The organism is Pseudactinotalea sp. HY158 (genome assembly GCF_009660225.1).
GTDB lineage: Bacteria > Actinomycetota > Actinomycetes > Actinomycetales > Beutenbergiaceae > HY158.
Genome location: NZ_CP045920.1, coordinates 1137011 through 1152429, shown reverse-complemented (window position 1 = coordinate 1152429; position 15419 = coordinate 1137011). Strand labels below are relative to the sequence as shown.

Sequence of the window (15419 nt, the reverse complement as noted above, 5' to 3'; positions counted from 1 at the left end):
ACTCATTTACATCGCCCCGAGATTCCCCGACCACGGCGAACCCGCGGGCCTAGGATGGCCGGATGAGCATCCAGGCCGAGATCGAAGCGAAGGCTCCGCGGCTCTCGCCGTCGCTGGCGCGGGTCGCCGCGGCGCTGCAGGAGGATCCGAGCCTCGCGCTCACCTCCACGATCACCGAGCTGGCCGAGGCCTGCAGCACGTCGGTGGCCTCGGTCGTGCGCTTCTGCCGCGCCATCGGCTTCTCCGGCTATGCCGAGCTGCGCGTCGGCCTCGCCCAGGAGCTGGGCAAGGAGTCCGCCCAGTACGCCGGGCGCGCCGGCTACGGCGGGGAGATCTCCGAGCGCGACACGCTGCCCGAACTGGCCGCCAAGATCAGCCTGCTCGAGATCCTCGCGATCCAGGAGACGATCGACACGCTCGACTACGAGGTGCTCGATCGCGTCGTCGACGCCCTCGACGCCGCGGATCGCATCCTCCTCTACGGCGTCGGCGCGAGCCAGCTCGTGGCCCAGGACCTCGGCCACAAGCTCCTGCGGATCGGCCGCAACGCGTTCGTGCCGAGCGACTCCCACGAGGCCCTCGCGATCGCCGTCCTCGCCCCGGACCGCACCGTCGCGGTCGGGTTCTCCAACCTCGGGGAGACGGCCGAGACCCTGCGCTTCCTCACGGCCGCGCACGAGGCCGGGGCCACGACCGCGGGGGTGACCTCGAGCCGCGGCGCCGCGATCACCGAACTCGCCGACCACTGCCTCTACACCGCCGTGCGCGAGACCCCGTTCCGGGCCGCGGCGATGGTCAGCCGGATGGCCCAGCTCGCGGTCGTCGACTGCCTCTTCGCGGGCGTGGCGCAGCGCCGCTACGGCCAGACCGTGGCGGCGCTGCGCAGCACCCGGGAGGCGACCCGCGGGCAGACTCAGGGGCCGGGCGGCTCCTGAACCGGGCGGATCCACGCGACCGCATCGACGACCCCGGGCGGGCACGACTCCTGCCAGGCGATCGCCCGCGCCGAGGCGAGCACGAACTCGGCGATGACCACGGGCCGGCCCCTGGGATCGGACCGCCGCCCGATCCCGATCAGGTGCTCCTCGGGCACGGCCGCACTGGCGCGCTCGCAGTCCTCGTCGCTCCAGGTGCCGGGAGTCTCTCCCCCTCGGCCCGGCTGCACCTGTTCAGTGCCGAGCCAACCGGCGCCCGGGACCGGCGCCGTCGACGCCGCCGAGATCGTCACCCCGTCCCAGACTCCCCGCACGAGGAACGGTCCGCCCACCGCGCTCACGCCGGGCAGGTGCAGGCGCGTGCGCATTGCGAACGGCACAGGCGACCCCGCCGGGGTCGGGCCGAGCGGGGCCAGGCCCCCGTCACCGTCGAGAATCCCGATCACCTGCACCGGCCGGCCAATCTCGATCGAGTGGTCGCGGAGGGTACTCATTCAGCAATCCAGGGGTGCGGCGGGCGCCACGATTCGCCCGGTCGTCAACGACCCTTCGACGGGCGCTACGACGAAGCACCCGATATTCGGATTATTCATCAGCAAGCTCCACCTACCATCTGGATTCTGAACGCAAATGAACCAGTCATAGTGGACCAGCGGCGGAGGATTCCGCTGAAGGTAGCGTCCTCTGGCTTCGCACGACGCCTTGGACTTGAACCAATCTCCCATATTCACCAGGCCATATGGCGCGACCTCGTGACCTTCAGCCGACGCATCCGACCCGAGCACGAGTTCGGGGCTCGGCACCGCCTGCGCGGCCGTCGACATTCCAAGAAATGCCAGAGCGACCACACACGCCCTGATCAATGAAAATTTCCACATGTGCCACCAGCTCCTTCACTTCTCGATTGACACGATCGACGCTATCTCGATCAATCGGAGCCTGACGCCCGGGGCTCTGTCGCAGATCGGTGGGTGGGATGGTGATCGACCAGTGAGACGTCGCTGCGCGCGTCTTAGCGACAGCTCGCCGGACTGGTAGGACCGGTCACGAACCTAGATCGTCAGCCCCACGTGCCGGTTCACGTCCTTGTAGAGCAGGTAGCTGAAGGGGCCGGGCCCGCCGGCATAGGCGGCCTGCGGGCAGTAGGCGCGCAGCCACATGAAGTCGCCGGCCTCCACCTCGACCCAGTCCTTGTTGAGCAGGTAGACCGCCTTGCCCTCGAGCACGAACAGGCCGTGCTCCATCACGTGGGTCTCGGGGAACGTGATCGACGCCCCCGGCGAGAGCGTGACGATGTTCACGTGCATGTCGTGGCGCAGGTCGCTCGGGTTCACGAACCGCCGGGTGCGCCAAGCGCCGTCGGTACCCGCCATCTCGACCGGCTCGACGTCGGCCGCGTTCGTGACGAACGAGGCCGGCACCTCGATCCCGTCGACCTGCTCGTACGCCTTGCGGATCCAGTGGAAGCTCGCGACGGCGTCCGTGTGGTTGCGCAGGCTCCACTCCGCGCCGGGCGCGAGGAACGCGTATCCTCCCGAGCCGAGCGTGTGGGCCGTGCCGTCGAGCGTCAGCTCCACCTCGCCGCCGACGACGAAGAGCACGCCCTCGGCACCGGCGTCCGGCTCGGGCCGGTCGCTGCCGCCGCCGGGGGCGACCTCGACGAGGTACTGCGCGAAGGTCTCCGCGAAGCCGCTCAGGGGCCGGGCGAGCACCCACAGCCGGGTGTCGTCCCAGTGCGGCAGGAGGCTGGCGGTGATGTCGCTCATCGTACGCGCGGGCAGCACGGCGTACGCCTCGGTGAAGACGGCGCGGTCCGTGGTCAGCGCCGTCTGGGGCGGCAGTCCGCCCTGGGGAACGTGGTAGGTCATGCCTGTCCTCTCCAGATCAGTTCGCCGGCCGGTGCGTCGAAGTCGATGTCTGCCCCGGCCAGCAGCGTGCGGCGCACGACGCCCGAGAGCGTCTTGCCGTCGTAGGGGGTGATGGGGTTCTTGTGCTCGAGCTGATCCGCATGGACGACGAAGGTCGCCTCGGGCGCGAAGATCGCCAGGTCGGCGTCGAGGCCGATGTCGATCGCGCCCTTGGTCGGCAGCTGCGCGAACGCGGCGGTGCGGGTGGACATCCAGCCGATCACCTGCTCGAGCGAGATGCCGCGGGCCTTCGCCGCGGTCCAGATCGCGGGCAGGCTCACCTGGATGGAGGCGATGCCGCCCCAGGCCGTGCCGAAGTCGCCGGTGTCCAGGTTCTTCAGCTCGAGGGTCGAGGGGGAGTGATCCGTGACGATGATGTCGATCGTGCCGTCGAGCAGGCCCTGCCAGAGCGCGTCCTGGTTGGCGGACTCGCGGATCGGCGGCGCGCACTTGAACGCCGTGTTCCCGTCGGGAACCTGCGCCGAGGACAGCGTGAGGTAGTGGGGGCAGGTCTCGGCCGTGATGCGGACCCCGTCGCGCTTCGCGGAGGCGATCATCGGCAGCGCGTCCGAGGAGGAGACGTGCACGATGTGCGCCTTCGCCCCCGCCCACTTGGCCCGCGCGATCACCTCGGCGATCGCCAGGTTCTCCGCGCTGCGGGGGCGGGAGGCGAGGTAGCCGTCGTAGGCGTCGCCGCTGGCCGCAGGCGCCGCGTCGAGCGTGCGCTCGTCCTCGGCGTGCACGATCATCTGCCCGTCGAACGTGGCCAGCTCCCGCAGATCGGCCTCGAGTTCGTCGAGGCTCAGGGGCGGGAACTCGTCCACGCCGGAGGGCTGCATGAAGCACTTGACGCCCACGACGCCCGCCTCGTGCAGCGGACGCAGGTCGGCGGTGTTCCCCGGCACGGCCCCGCCCCAGAAGCCGACGTGCACGTGCCGCTTGCCCTCGGTCGCGGCGACCTTCGCCTCGAGGCCGGCCACGCTGGTCGTCGGCGGGATGGAGTTGAGGGGCATGTCGATGATCGTCGTGATCCCGCCCCTGGCCGCGGCCCGGGTGGCGGAGTCGAAGCCCTCCCAGTCGGTGCGACCCGGTTCGTTCACGTGGACGTGGGTGTCCACGAGCCCCGGGATGAGTACCTCGTCGGCGGCGAGTTCGATGATGTCGTCCGCCTCGAGGCCCGTGCCGAGCGGCGCCGTCGCCACGATCTTGCCGGCGGTGACGGCCACCTCCCGTGGCCTGAATCCCGCGGCGCTCAGGACCCGCTCACCGCGGATGACCCGGTCATACGTCATGATTCCTCCTCGAGATGATCGGCCGCCACCCGGCGACCCAAGAGTTCCAACAGCCGGCCGGCCTCACGCATGCAGACCTCCGGATCGGGTTCGATGTCGAGCAGTGCGTACCTGCCGGCGATGCCCGCCGCCCGCAGCTGCTCCTCCGTCAGGGTCGAGCGTCCGGCCACCGCCACGGTGATCGCGCCCGCCGCGGTCGCCGCCCGGGCCACCCCCACGGGCGTCTTGCCCGAGAGGGACTGCTCGTCCAGGCTGCCCTCGCCTGTGATCACGAGGGCCGCTCCGGCCACCTTCGCGGCGAAGCCGGTCAGCTCGAGCACGACGTCGATGCCGGACTCGCGGTGGGCGCCGAGGACGGCGAGGGCGGCGTAGCCGACCCCGCCGGCGGCCCCGGCACCGGGCAGGTCGATCCCGCGCTCCGCGCCCTCGAGGCCGGCCCCGGCGAGAACCCGGGCCCACCGGGCGAGGGCCTCGTCGAGCTCGGCCACGGTGGCCGGGCCCGCCCCCTTCTGCGGTCCGTAGACCGCCGCGGCGCCGGCCGGCCCCAGCAGCGGGTTGTCGACGTCCGCGGCGAGCACGAACTCCACCTCGCCGATACGGGGGTGCAGCCCGGCCAGGTCGACGCTCGCGAGCGAGGCGAGCGCCGCACCGCCGTCCTCGATCTCCTCGCCCGTGGCGCCGAGCAGGCGCGCGCCCAGGGCGGCGATCATCCCCGCGCCCCCGTCGGTGGAGGCGCTGCCGCCGACGCCGAGGACGATCCGGCGGGCGCCGGCGTCGAGGGCGTGGGCAACGAGCTCCCCGGTGCCGCGGGAGGTGGCGGCGCGGGCGTGGGCGTCGGTGGCGCCGGTCATGGCGAGCCCGGAGGCGAGCGCCATCTCGACCACGGCCGTCCCGGATCCCTCGTCGAGGGCGTAGTCGGCCCGCACGCGGGTTCCGAGCGGGCCGGTCACCTCGAGGGTCACGGGGGTGAACCCGGCGGCGAGGGCGGCGTCGACCGTTCCCTCGCCGCCGTCGGCCATCGGCACCGATCGGATCTCGACGGCGGCGCCACCGTCCGCTGCGAGCGCCGCCTCGATTCCCCGGGCGAGGTGATCGGCCACCTGCGCCGCGGTGAGTGAACCCTTGAACTTGTCGGGGGCGATGACCACGGTTGTCATGGCACTAGTCAAGCAGAGCGAGCGCGGTGGGGGCGTCGTCGGGGGAGATCGCCAGCGCCTCGAACTCGTTCACGCCGTCGAGCTCGGCCGCGCCCATCGCGATGTTGGTCACCCGCTCGAGGATGACCTCGACCACCACCGGCACCCGGAACTCCGCGGCCATGGCCTCGGCCTTCGAGAACGACTCGAGCAGGTCCTCCGGGTCGGTCACGCGGATCGCCTTGCAGCCGAGGCCCTCGGCGACCTTGACGTGGTCGACGCCGTAGCCCTCGGTCTGCGGGGAGTTGAGGTTCTCGAAGCCGAGCTGCACGTGATAGTCCATGTCGAACGCGCGCTGCGACTGGCGGATGAGGCCGAGGTAGGAGTTGTTCACCACGACGTGCACGTAGGGGATGTTGTGCTGGGCCCCCACCGCGAGCTCCTCGATCATGAACTGGAAGTCGTAGTCGCCGCTGAGCGCCACGACCTGCTCCTCGGGGGCCGCGGTGGCGACCCCGAGCGCGGCCGGGCCGGTCCAGCCGAGCGGGCCGGCCTGGCCCGCGTTGATCCAGCGCCGCGGCTCGTACACGTGCAGGAACTGCCCGCCGGCGATCTGCGAGAGCCCGATCGTGGTCACGTAGCGGGTGCTGCGGCCGAACGCCTTGTTCATCTCCTCGTACACCCGCTGCGGCTTGATCGGAACCTCGGTGAAGTGCGTCTTGCGCAGCATCGTGCGCTTGCGCTCGACGCAGTCGGCCACCCACCCGGAGTAGTCCGGAAGCGTGCCCGCCGCCTTGCGCTCGGTGGCGACGGCGATGAACTGATTGAGGGCCGCCCCGGCATCGGAGCTGATGCCGAAGTCGGGGGCGAACACGCGCCCGATCTGGGTGGGCTCGACGTCGACGTGGATGAAGGTGCGGCCCCGCCGGTAGGACTCGACGTTGCCGGTGTGGCGGTTCGCCCACCGGTTGCCGATCCCGAACACGAAGTCCGATTCGAGCAGGGTCGCGTTGCCGTAGCGGTGCGCGGTCTGCAGGCCGACCATCCCGACCATGAGCTCATGGTCGTCGGGGATGACGCCCCAGCCCATGAGGGTGGGGATGACCGGCACGCCCACGAGCTCGGCGAAGGCGACGAGCTTCTCCTCGGCCGCCGAGTTGAGGATCCCGCCGCCGGCGATGATCACCGGCCGCTCGGAGGCGAGCAGCATGTCGATCGCCTTGTCGGCCTGGGCCCGGGTCGCGGCCGGCTTGTACACCGGCAACGGCTCGTAGGTGTCGATGTCGAACTCGATCTCGGTCAGCTGCACGTCGATCGGCAGATCGATGAGCACCGGCCCCGGTCGGCCGGAACGCATGAGGTGGAAGGCCTGGGCGAAGACCTGCGGCACCTGGCCCGCCTCGAGCACGGTCTTGGCCATCTTCGTCACCGGAGCGGCGATCGAGGCGATGTCGACCGCCTGGAAGTCCTCCTTGTCGAGCTTGGCCACAGGCGCCTGGCCCGTGATGCACAGCATCGGGATCGAGTCCGCCGCCGCCGCGTACAGGCCGGTGATCATGTCGGTGCCCGCCGGGCCCGACGTGCCGATGCACACGCCGATGTTGCCCGGCGTCGTCCGCGAATAGCCGTCGGCCATGTGCGAGGCCGCCTCGACGTGCCGGGCGAGCACGTGCCGGATTCCGCCATGGTCCTTCATCGCGGAATACAACGGGTTGATCGCCGCGCCGGGCAGACCGAACGCCTGCGTCGCGCCTTCCTTCGCCAAAATGGCCACTGCGGCATCCACCGCACGCATCCGTGCCATATCGGGCCTCCTTCTCAGATTCTCGCGGCCGTGGGCCGCTGGTCGTGGGGACGGCGCAGCGCGCCCTCCGGGGTGATCGTCGGCTCAGTCCTCGCGGCCCGAGAGCCGCTGGGTCGTGCGGAACAGGCCCGAGTGGTCGAGCCCGCCGTCGCCCATGGCCCGGGCGGCGCCCATGAGCTGGGCGATGAGCGCTCCGACCGGCACGCTCACGCCCGCCTCGCGGGCGGCCGAGGTGACGATGCCCATGTCCTTGTGGTGCAGGTCGATGCGGAAGCCCGGGGCGAAGTCGCGGTCGAGGATCTTCTGCGCCTTCTGGTTGAGCACGGCCGAGCCGGCCAGGCCGCCGCCGAGCACCTGGACGGCCGCGGGCATGTCCACGCCGTAGGCCTCGAGGAACACGACGGCCTCGCTCAGCGCCTGGATGTTCGTGGCCACGATGAGCTGGTTCGCCGCCTTGACCGTCTGGCCGGAGCCGGCGGGACCGACGTGCACGATCGTCTTGCCCACGGCGTCGAAGACCGGCTGGGCCTCGGCGAAGTCCGCCGCGTCCCCGCCGACCATGATCGAGAGCAGGGCGTTGATCGCCCCGGGCTCGCCGCCGGACACGGGCGCGTCGATCATCCGGAAGCCGCGCTCGGTCGCCTCGGCGGCGAGTTCCTGGGCCACGTCCGGGCGGATCGAGGAGAAGTCGATGATGAGCGCGCCGGGCTTCGCGTGGTCGAAGACGCCGTCCGTCTCGTCGCGGAGCACGCCGGCCACGTCGGCCGAGTCGGGCACCATGATGGCGATGACGTCGGCGTCGGCGACGGCCGCCGCGGCCGTATCGGCGCCCGCGCCCCCGGCGGCGACGAGGTCGTCGTAGCGCGGGGTGCGGTTGTGGCCGGTGACGGAGAAGCCGGCGTTCTGCAGGTTGAGGGCCATCGGGGCACCCATGATGCCGAGGCCGATGAAGGCGATGTTGGTCATGGCGGAGTCCTTTCGGTCAGTCGGTCAGTTGGAGGCGGAGCGTCGGGCTCGGGGAAGCCAGGCGAAGGGGTCGGCGGCGGACTGCTCGGTGGCGGGCTTGTACTCGAGCCCGATCCAGCCGTCGTAACCGCCCGCGGCGAGGTCCTCGACCCAGCGCGCGATGGGCAGGTCGCCGGTTCCCGGCTGGTCGCGGCCGGGGGCGTCGGCGATCTGCACGTGGGCGATGCGGTCGGCGTAGGCGGCCCGCGCGGCGTCGACGTCGTCGCCGTTGACGCTCAGGTGGAACACGTCGAACAGGAGGCCGATGTTCTCCTCGCCCGCGCGGTCGATCGCGGCGATCGCGTCCGCGGCGGTCTTGAGCGGGTACGCCGGGGTGCCCGAGACGGGTTCGACGAGCACGGTGCCCCCGATCCGGGCGACGGCGCGGGCGGCCAGGGCGAGGTTCTCGGCGGCGAGGTCGTCCTGGGCCGCGGGCGTGGAGTCCTCGACGCGGTTGCCGTAGAGGGCGTTGAAGCCCGTGCAGCCGGTGGCCTCGCCGATCCGGGTGACCACGTCGAGGTTGTCGCGGAACTCGCCGGAGCGGGCGGGCCAGGAGACGAGGCCGCGATCGCCGCCGGGCATGTTCCCCGCGTTGAAGTTCAGGCCCGTCAGCTGCACGCCGGCGTCGGTGATCGTGCGCACGAACGCATCCACCTCGTCCTGTGCCGGCGTCGAGGTGGCGAACGGCCACCAGAACTCCACCCCGTCGAAGCCCGCGGCCTTGGCCGCGGCCGGCCGTTCGGCCAGGGGAAGGTCGGTCAACAAGATGGAACAGTTCACGCTGTAGCGGATCGCAGTCACACGTTCTCCTCGGGTCGGCTGTGCATCCGACGGGCGGCAGCGCCACCTCGGCGTGGCCGGCCCGTCGACTCCTCCGCATCGGCGTCTCACAGTTTTCATAGTGCGGAAGTTCAGTTCTGTTATGTGAAAGACTAGCCCAGTCCGGATCCGGGAGTCAAGGCGCTTCGAGGGAGTCACGGTGCGTCGAGGGTGACTCGCCCCCGATGTGCATCCCCGTGTGCATCCCCGGCGCCCCGGCCGGAATGTCATAGTGAGAGACCAGCGGGAGACACGAGGAGCACCACGGCGGCCGCAGCACCGAGGAGAAGGCCATGGGCGACGAGATCAGCAGCAGGACGTTCACGCGGGAACAGCGGCTGCAGTACCGGGCCAAGGTGCGGCGCTGCCTCGACGTCTTCGGGCAGATGCTCGCCCACCACAGCTTCGAGACGGGCCCCGCCCGGACCGGGCTGGAGATCGAGCTCAACCTCGTCGACGACCGGCTCGAGCCCGCGATGAAGAACGCCCAGGTGCTCGAGGCGATCGCCGACCCGGCCTTCCAGACCGAACTGGCCCGCTACAACATCGAGCTCAACGTTCCGCCGCAGCCGCTGCCGGGGGATTCGGTGCTCCGGCTCGAGCAGGAGCTGCGGGCCGCCCTCGACCACGCCGACCTGCGCGCCCACTCCAGCGGCGCCGCGATCGCCATGATCGGGATCCTGCCGACGCTCGCGCCGGAGCACCTGACCGAGGACTGGATGAGCGCCAACCCCCGGTACGCGGCACTCGAGGAGGCGGTCTTCGCGGCGCGCCGGGAGGACATCGAGCTCGACATCGCCGGTCCGGAGCCGCTGCGGATGTACACCTCGACCCTCGCACCGGAATCGGCGTGCACGTCGGTGCAGCTGCACCTGCAGGTCTCCCCCGCCGAGTTCGCGCCCGCCTGGAACGCCGCCCAGCTGCTCGCGGGCCCACAGCTCGCGCTCGGGGCGAACTCCCCGTTCCTGTTCGGACGACGCCTCTGGGCCGAGACCCGCACCGAACTGTTCCTCCAGGCCACCGACACCCGCTCCCCCGAGCTGCGCAACCAGGGCGTGCGCCCGCCCGTCTTCTTCGGTGAATCGTGGATCACCTCGATCTTCGACCTGTTCGAGGAGAACGTGCGCTACTTCCCCGCACTCCTGCCGGAGACGACCGCGGAGGATCCCGAGGCGGAGCTCGCGGCCGGGCGGGCCCCGCGGCTGCAGGAGCTGCGGCTGCACAACGGCACGATCTACCGCTGGAACAGGCCGATCTACGACGTCGTCGATGGCCGGCCGCACCTGCGGGTCGAGAACCGGGTGCTGCCGGCGGGCCCGACGGTCGTCGACATCCTCGCCAACGCCGCCTTCTACTACGGCTGCATGGAGATGCTCGCGACCGAGGAGCGGCCGACCTGGACCCGGATGTCGTTCTCCGCGGCCGCCGCGAACTTCGCCGCCGGGGCCGAACGCGGCGTCGAGGCCACGCTGTACTGGCCCGGATTCGGCGAGGCCCCGTGGGACGAGCTCATCCTGCGCCACCTCCTGCCGCTGGCCGCCGAGGGGCTGGGGCGCCTCCGGGTCTCCGGCTCGGTCGTCGACCGCTACCTCGGCGTCGTCGAGGCGCGCTGCAAGCTGCGCCGCAACGGCGCCTCGTGGCAGGTCGCCACGGTCACGGCCCTGGAGGAGCGCGGCATCTCCCGCCCGGAGGCCCTGCGGGAGATGCTCGCGCTCTACATGGCGGGCATGCACTCGAACGAGCCGGTGCACACGTGGGAGGTCCCCGCCCGCTGACCCGGCCGCTACGGCGCCATGAGCTCCGCCAGTGCGGTGACCGGCACCGCGAGCTCGCCCTCGTCGATCGAGCCGCAGTCGAGCCCGCGGCGCAGGAACCAGGCGAGCGCCCGGGCCGTGGCCGGCTCGTCCATGACGCTGCCGGTCCCCTCCCCCAGGTAGACCGCCAGGCGCCGGTTGGCATCGCTCAGGGAGCGCCGGAAGAAGGCGTAGGTGGCGGCGTAGCGGCTCGGAAGCTGCGCCGGGTGCAGGTCCCACCCCTGGTAGAAGCCGCGCTCGAGCGAGCGGGTCACGAGTCGCCCGTGGAGCGCCCAGGCCGCGCGCGCGCCCGCCCCGACGGGGAGGATGTTGGTCGATCCGTCGCTCAGCCGCACCCCCGTGCCGGCCGCCGCCGCCTGCATGACCTCCTTGGCGTAGTCCGCCGCGGGATGCTCCATCGACTGGTACGCCGCAGCGATGCCCACGGAGGCGGAGTAGTCGTAGGTGCCGTAGGGCATGCCGGTGATGCGCCCCCCGCCGGCGGCGATCATCCGCGGCAGCGGCGAGGTGCCGTCGACCCCGAGGATGGCCTGCGGGGTCTCGACCTGGATCTCGAAGGTCAGCCGCCCCTCGCGCAGGTCGTGGCGACGTTCGAGTTCGGAGAGCATGAGCACCATCGCCTCGATCTGGGCGACATCGGTGACCATCGGGAGGGTGAGCACGAGGTTCTCCGGCAGCCCGCGGGGCGCGAGCTCGTCGACGAACAGCTCCAGGCTCCGCAGGCCGCGGGCGCGCGTGCGCGGCTCGAAGCACTTGAAGCGGATGCCGATGAACGGGGGCGCCGTGCCCTCGCTCGCCGCCTGCGCCACGAATCGGGCACCGGCGCGCACCGCCTCGTCCTCGGCCTCGTCCCCGCGATCGCCGAAGCCGTCCTCGAAGTCGAGGCGCAGGTCCTCGATCGGCTCCGTGCGCAGCTTCGCCTCGACCTTGGCGGCGATCCTCGCCGCCTCATCGGCGTCGTCCACGAGGCCGTGGATGCGCATGAGCTCGGTCATGCCACCGATCTCGGCGACGGCCTCGAGCGCCGCCTCCCCCCATTCCCGCGGGGTCGAGGGCCGGTACCGGTCACCGGGGAGGTAGACCGAATGGATCGGCTGGCGGGAGCCGTCGTCCCCCGGATAGTCCCGGGCGGCCGCGGCGTCGACGGGTGCGAGCAGGGCCTCGATGCGTTCGTTCACCGTCGTCACCGCACTCATTCCTGTCCCGCGCCGAGCGGCAGCGCCCCGGTCAGGGGAAGCTCCTCGCCGCTCGCGGCCCGCTCGGCACGGACGACCTCGACCACGGCGGCCGCCACCTTCTTGGCGACGGCGGCGTCGAACACCGACGGCACGATATACGACGGATTGCGCTCGCCGTCCGCCACGACACCGGCGATCGCCACGGCGCTCGCCCGCAGCACCTCGTCGGAGATCGCGCTCGCGCGGGCATCGAGCAGCCCCCGGAACAGGCCGGGGAAGGCGAGCACGTTGTTGATCTGGTTCGGGTAGTCCGACCGTCCCGTGGCCACGACGGCCGCGTGCTCGGCCGCGGCGATCGGGTCGACCTCGGGGGTCGGGTTGGCCAGTGCGAACACGATCGCCCCCTCGGCCATACGGGACACGTCCTCACCGGTGAGGATATTCCCGGCGGAGACGCCGATGAACACGTCCGCCCCGACGAGGCCGTCGGTGAGCGATCCCGTGAATCCCTCGGGGTTGGTGTTCTTGACGAGCCACTCGCGGTGGTCGTCGCTGTAGTCGCTGCCGGAGTGGATCGAGCCGTTGCGGTCGAAGCCGATGATGTTCCGTGCGCCCTGGCCCGCGAGCAGGCGGATGATCGCCGACCCCGCGGCACCCACGCCCGAGACGACGATGCGCACGTCCTCGATCGCCTTGCCCACGACCTTGAGGGCGTTGATGAGCGCGGCGAGCACGACGATCGCGGTGCCGTGCTGGTCGTCGTGGAACACCGGGATGTCGAGCTCCTCGCGCAGGCGTCGCTCGATCTCGAAGCACCGGGGCGCCGAGATGTCCTCGAGGTTCACCCCGCCGTAGGCCGGCGCGATCGCCTTGACGATCCGGATGATCTCCTCGGTGTCCTTCGTGTCGAGCGGCACCGGCCAGGCATCGACCCCGGCGAACTGCTTGAACAGGGCCGCCTTGCCCTCCATCACGGGCATCGCCGCGGCGGGGCCGATGTCACCGAGGCCCAGCACCGCGGTGCCGTCGGTCACGACGGCGACCGTGTTCCGGGCGATCGTCAGCCGCCGGGCGTCCTCGGGGCGTTCCGCGATCGCCAGGCTCACCCGGGCCACCCCTGGAGTGTACGCACGGGAGAGGTCCTCGCGGTGGCGCAGATTCACCTTGGGGCGCACCTCGAGCTTGCCGCCCAGGTGCATGAGGAAGGTCGCATCCGATACGTGCCGGACCGTCACGCCGTCGATCGCCTCGAGCGCGACGCGCATCTCGCCGACGTGGGCGTCGTCGCGGGCGTTCGCCGAGATGTCCACGACCATCTGCGTGTCCGTCGACTCGACGACGTCCACGGCGGTCACCGCCGCTCCGGTGGCACCCACGGCCGCGACGAGGTTCGTCGTCGTCCGGGGCCCCGTCGGCGCCTCCAGACGGAGGGTGATCGCGTAGCTCGGGCTAGGAATCGCCGCCATTGGCCTGTCCAATCTGTCGCAAGGTGGAGTTTTACTTTCGCTATCTGAAATAGCATAGCCGATCCCGAGGGCCGTGGGAAGACGTCGGGACGACTTCCGAGAGGTCACCCACCTCACTCCCGGAAGGGTTGACCACCCCCGCCCGGCTCGTTACAGTTTCATTATGCAGAACTGACCTTCCGCAACATGGAACCTGCATGGGACCAGATGGAGCCGACGCGGTACGGAACCACCGCTCCCGGGCACCGACCACCGAGCGGTGACCCGCCGTGGACCATCCGGAAGGCTCCCCGGCCCGGAGCGCGACCGCGCAGGAGACCGGGGTCGACATTCAGCTCGATGAGGAGACCAGACATGCGCGACGACAACGACCGCGGGCAGGGCTCAGCACGCGCAGCCGGCCCAGCCGGCGCCGACGGCCCAGGTGGCCCAGGCGAGAGCGCGCCGAGTGATCGCACCCATCCCGGCATCGACGTGAGCACCGGCCCGCCGCGCCACCATGCCGGTCCGGAGCCCTGGGGCACGGGCGCACCGGAGCAGCAGCGCGCCCCCCACGACCCGCAGCCCTCCCATCCGGCCCCCGCGGGCACGAGCCCGGCCCTCTACAACCGCGATCTCGCCCCGACCACCCGCTCGGGCCGCACCTGGCACGCGTACTCGATCTTCACCCTGTGGGCCAACGACGCCCACTCCCTCGGCAACTACACCTTCGCGATCGGCCTGTTCGCCCTCGGCCTCGGCGGCTGGCAGATCCTGCTCGCCTTCCTCATCGCCTCGGCGCTGCTCTTCGTGCTCCTGTCGATCTCCGGCATCATGGGCGAGCGCACGGGCGTTCCGTTCCCCGTCATGAGCCGCATCTCCTTCGGAGTCGTCGGCGCCAAGGTGCCCGCGGCCGTCCGCGGCGTCGTCGCCATCGCCTGGTTCGGCATCCAGACCTACCTCGCCGCGGTCGTGCTCAAGGTGCTCATCATCGCGCTGTACGAGCCGGCCGCGAAGCTCGACGAGAGCACCTTCCTCGGGCTGTCCCCCCTCGGCTGGATCGCATTCGTCGCACTGTGGATCCTCCAGGTCCTCATCGTCATCCGCGGGATGGAGATGATCCGCAAGTACGAGGCCTTCGCCGGGCCGATCATCCTCGTCACGTTCCTCGCCCTGGCGATCTGGGTGTTCACCAAGGCACTGAGCGCGGGCATCACGATCGACTGGAGCCCGGCGCTCACGGCCGCCGGCGATCCCGCGCCCACCGGCGGGGCGATGTGGCTCGACATCGGCAAGGCCGCGGCCCTGTGGGTCGTCATCTACGGCACGTTCGTGCTCAACTTCTGCGACTTCACCCGCGGCGCCCCCCACCAGAAGGCCGTGCTCAAGGGGAACTTCTTCGGCATCCCGATCAACATGATGTTCTTCGCCGTCATCGTCGTGGCGCTCTCCGCCAGCGAGTTCAGCCTCAGTGTCGACGGCACCTTCATCGAGTCGCCGAGCGACGTGGTCGAGCAGATCCCGAACACGCTCCTGCTCGCCCTCGCCTCGCTCGCGCTCATCATCCTGACGATCGCGGTCAACCTCATGGCGAACTTCGTGGCCCCCATCTACATGTTCGCCAACTTCTTCCCGAAGCACCTGAACTTCAAACGGGCCGCCATCATCACCGCGATCATCGGGCTGATCATCCTGCCGTGGAACCTGTACAACAGCCCGGCGGTCATCGAGTACTTCCTCGGCGGGCTCGGCGCCCTGCTCGGGCCGATCTTCGGCGTGATCATCGTCGACTACTGGGTCGTGCGCCGGGGCAGGATCAACGTGCCCGACCTGTACTCGCAGGACCCGAAGGGCGAGTACGCCTACACCCGCGGCACGAACCTCAAGGCCGTCGCCGCCGGCGCCCCCGCCGCCGCCGTCGCCCTGATCGTCGCCCTCGTGCCGTTCTTCGAGGGCATCGCGGGCTTCTCCTGGTTCATCGGGGCGATCCTCGCCGCGGCCATCTTCTGGATCATCGCCGACCACCACAAGGACTACCACGACGTCGACGGCGAGGCGATCGCCGTCCCACCCCTGCACTGAGG

The 15419-nt window shown here is 70.8% G+C and carries 13 protein-coding genes; 3 read left to right on the top strand and 10 right to left on the bottom strand.

Annotated elements, in window-relative coordinates:
* Positions 1-62: 62 nt before the first annotated feature.
* Positions 63-935 (top strand): MurR/RpiR family transcriptional regulator, encoded by an 873-nt coding sequence (locus tag GCE65_RS05105; RefSeq protein ID WP_152909574.1) that lies wholly within the window; start codon positions 63-65, stop codon positions 933-935.
* Here the strand turns inward: GCE65_RS05105 and GCE65_RS05100 are convergent.
* From GCE65_RS05100 to GCE65_RS05065, 8 genes are all read right to left on the bottom strand, one after another.
* Positions 914-1429, bottom strand: coding sequence for a hypothetical protein (locus GCE65_RS05100; protein WP_153877623.1), 516 nt, complete (start codon positions 1427-1429; stop codon positions 914-916). The genes GCE65_RS05105 and GCE65_RS05100 overlap by 22 nt on opposite strands.
* A complete protein-coding gene (locus GCE65_RS05095; RefSeq protein ID WP_153877622.1) occupies positions 1430-1813 on the bottom strand; it encodes a hypothetical protein in 384 nt (127 codons plus the stop codon). It abuts the gene before it with no gap.
* Positions 1814-1987: 174 nt separating this feature from the next.
* Positions 1988-2803, bottom strand: coding sequence for a bifunctional allantoicase/(S)-ureidoglycine aminohydrolase (locus tag GCE65_RS05090; protein ID WP_153877621.1), 816 nt, complete (start codon positions 2801-2803; stop codon positions 1988-1990).
* On the bottom strand, positions 2800-4134 hold the full coding sequence (gene allB, locus GCE65_RS05085; RefSeq protein ID WP_152909571.1) for an allantoinase AllB: 1335 nt from the start codon (positions 4132-4134) through the stop codon (positions 2800-2802). The genes GCE65_RS05090 and allB overlap by 4 nt, the downstream gene beginning before the upstream one ends.
* Positions 4131-5291 (bottom strand): glycerate kinase, encoded by a 1161-nt coding sequence (locus GCE65_RS05080; protein ID WP_153877620.1) that lies wholly within the window; start codon positions 5289-5291, stop codon positions 4131-4133. Before GCE65_RS05080 ends, allB begins: the two co-directional genes overlap by 4 nt.
* Positions 5292-5295: 4 nt before the next feature.
* Positions 5296-7074, bottom strand: coding sequence for a glyoxylate carboligase (gcl, locus tag GCE65_RS05075; protein ID WP_153877619.1), 1779 nt, complete (start codon positions 7072-7074; stop codon positions 5296-5298).
* Positions 7075-7158: 84 nt separating this feature from the next.
* Positions 7159-8040 (bottom strand): 2-hydroxy-3-oxopropionate reductase, encoded by an 882-nt coding sequence (locus tag GCE65_RS05070; protein WP_153877618.1) that lies wholly within the window; start codon positions 8038-8040, stop codon positions 7159-7161.
* 24 nt (positions 8041-8064) lie between these two features.
* Complete coding sequence (locus tag GCE65_RS05065) at positions 8065-8871, bottom strand: TIM barrel protein (protein ID WP_228760185.1); 807 nt, start codon at positions 8869-8871, stop codon at positions 8065-8067.
* A 320-nt stretch (positions 8872-9191) separates the two neighbouring features.
* Between GCE65_RS05065 and GCE65_RS05060 the strand changes: the two genes are divergently transcribed.
* The gene (locus GCE65_RS05060; RefSeq protein WP_153877616.1) at positions 9192-10673 is read left to right on the top strand and encodes a glutamate-cysteine ligase family protein; all 1482 of its coding nucleotides are present in this window, start codon (positions 9192-9194) and stop codon (positions 10671-10673) included.
* Positions 10674-10681: 8 nt separating this feature from the next.
* Here GCE65_RS05060 and GCE65_RS05055 read toward each other — a convergent pair whose 3' ends face one another.
* Both GCE65_RS05055 and GCE65_RS05050 read right to left on the bottom strand, forming a co-directional pair.
* A complete protein-coding gene (locus GCE65_RS05055; RefSeq protein WP_228760124.1) occupies positions 10682-11890 on the bottom strand; it encodes an aldolase in 1209 nt (402 codons plus the stop codon).
* 14 nt (positions 11891-11904) lie between these two features.
* A complete protein-coding gene (locus tag GCE65_RS05050) occupies positions 11905-13356 on the bottom strand; it encodes an NAD-dependent malic enzyme (protein ID WP_153877614.1) in 1452 nt (483 codons plus the stop codon).
* A gap of 354 nt (positions 13357-13710) precedes the next feature.
* On the opposite strand from GCE65_RS05050, the gene GCE65_RS05045 reads away from it, so the two are divergent.
* A complete protein-coding gene (locus GCE65_RS05045) occupies positions 13711-15417 on the top strand; it encodes an NCS1 family nucleobase:cation symporter-1 (protein ID WP_153877613.1) in 1707 nt (568 codons plus the stop codon).
* The last annotated feature ends 2 nt before the right edge of the window (positions 15418-15419 follow it).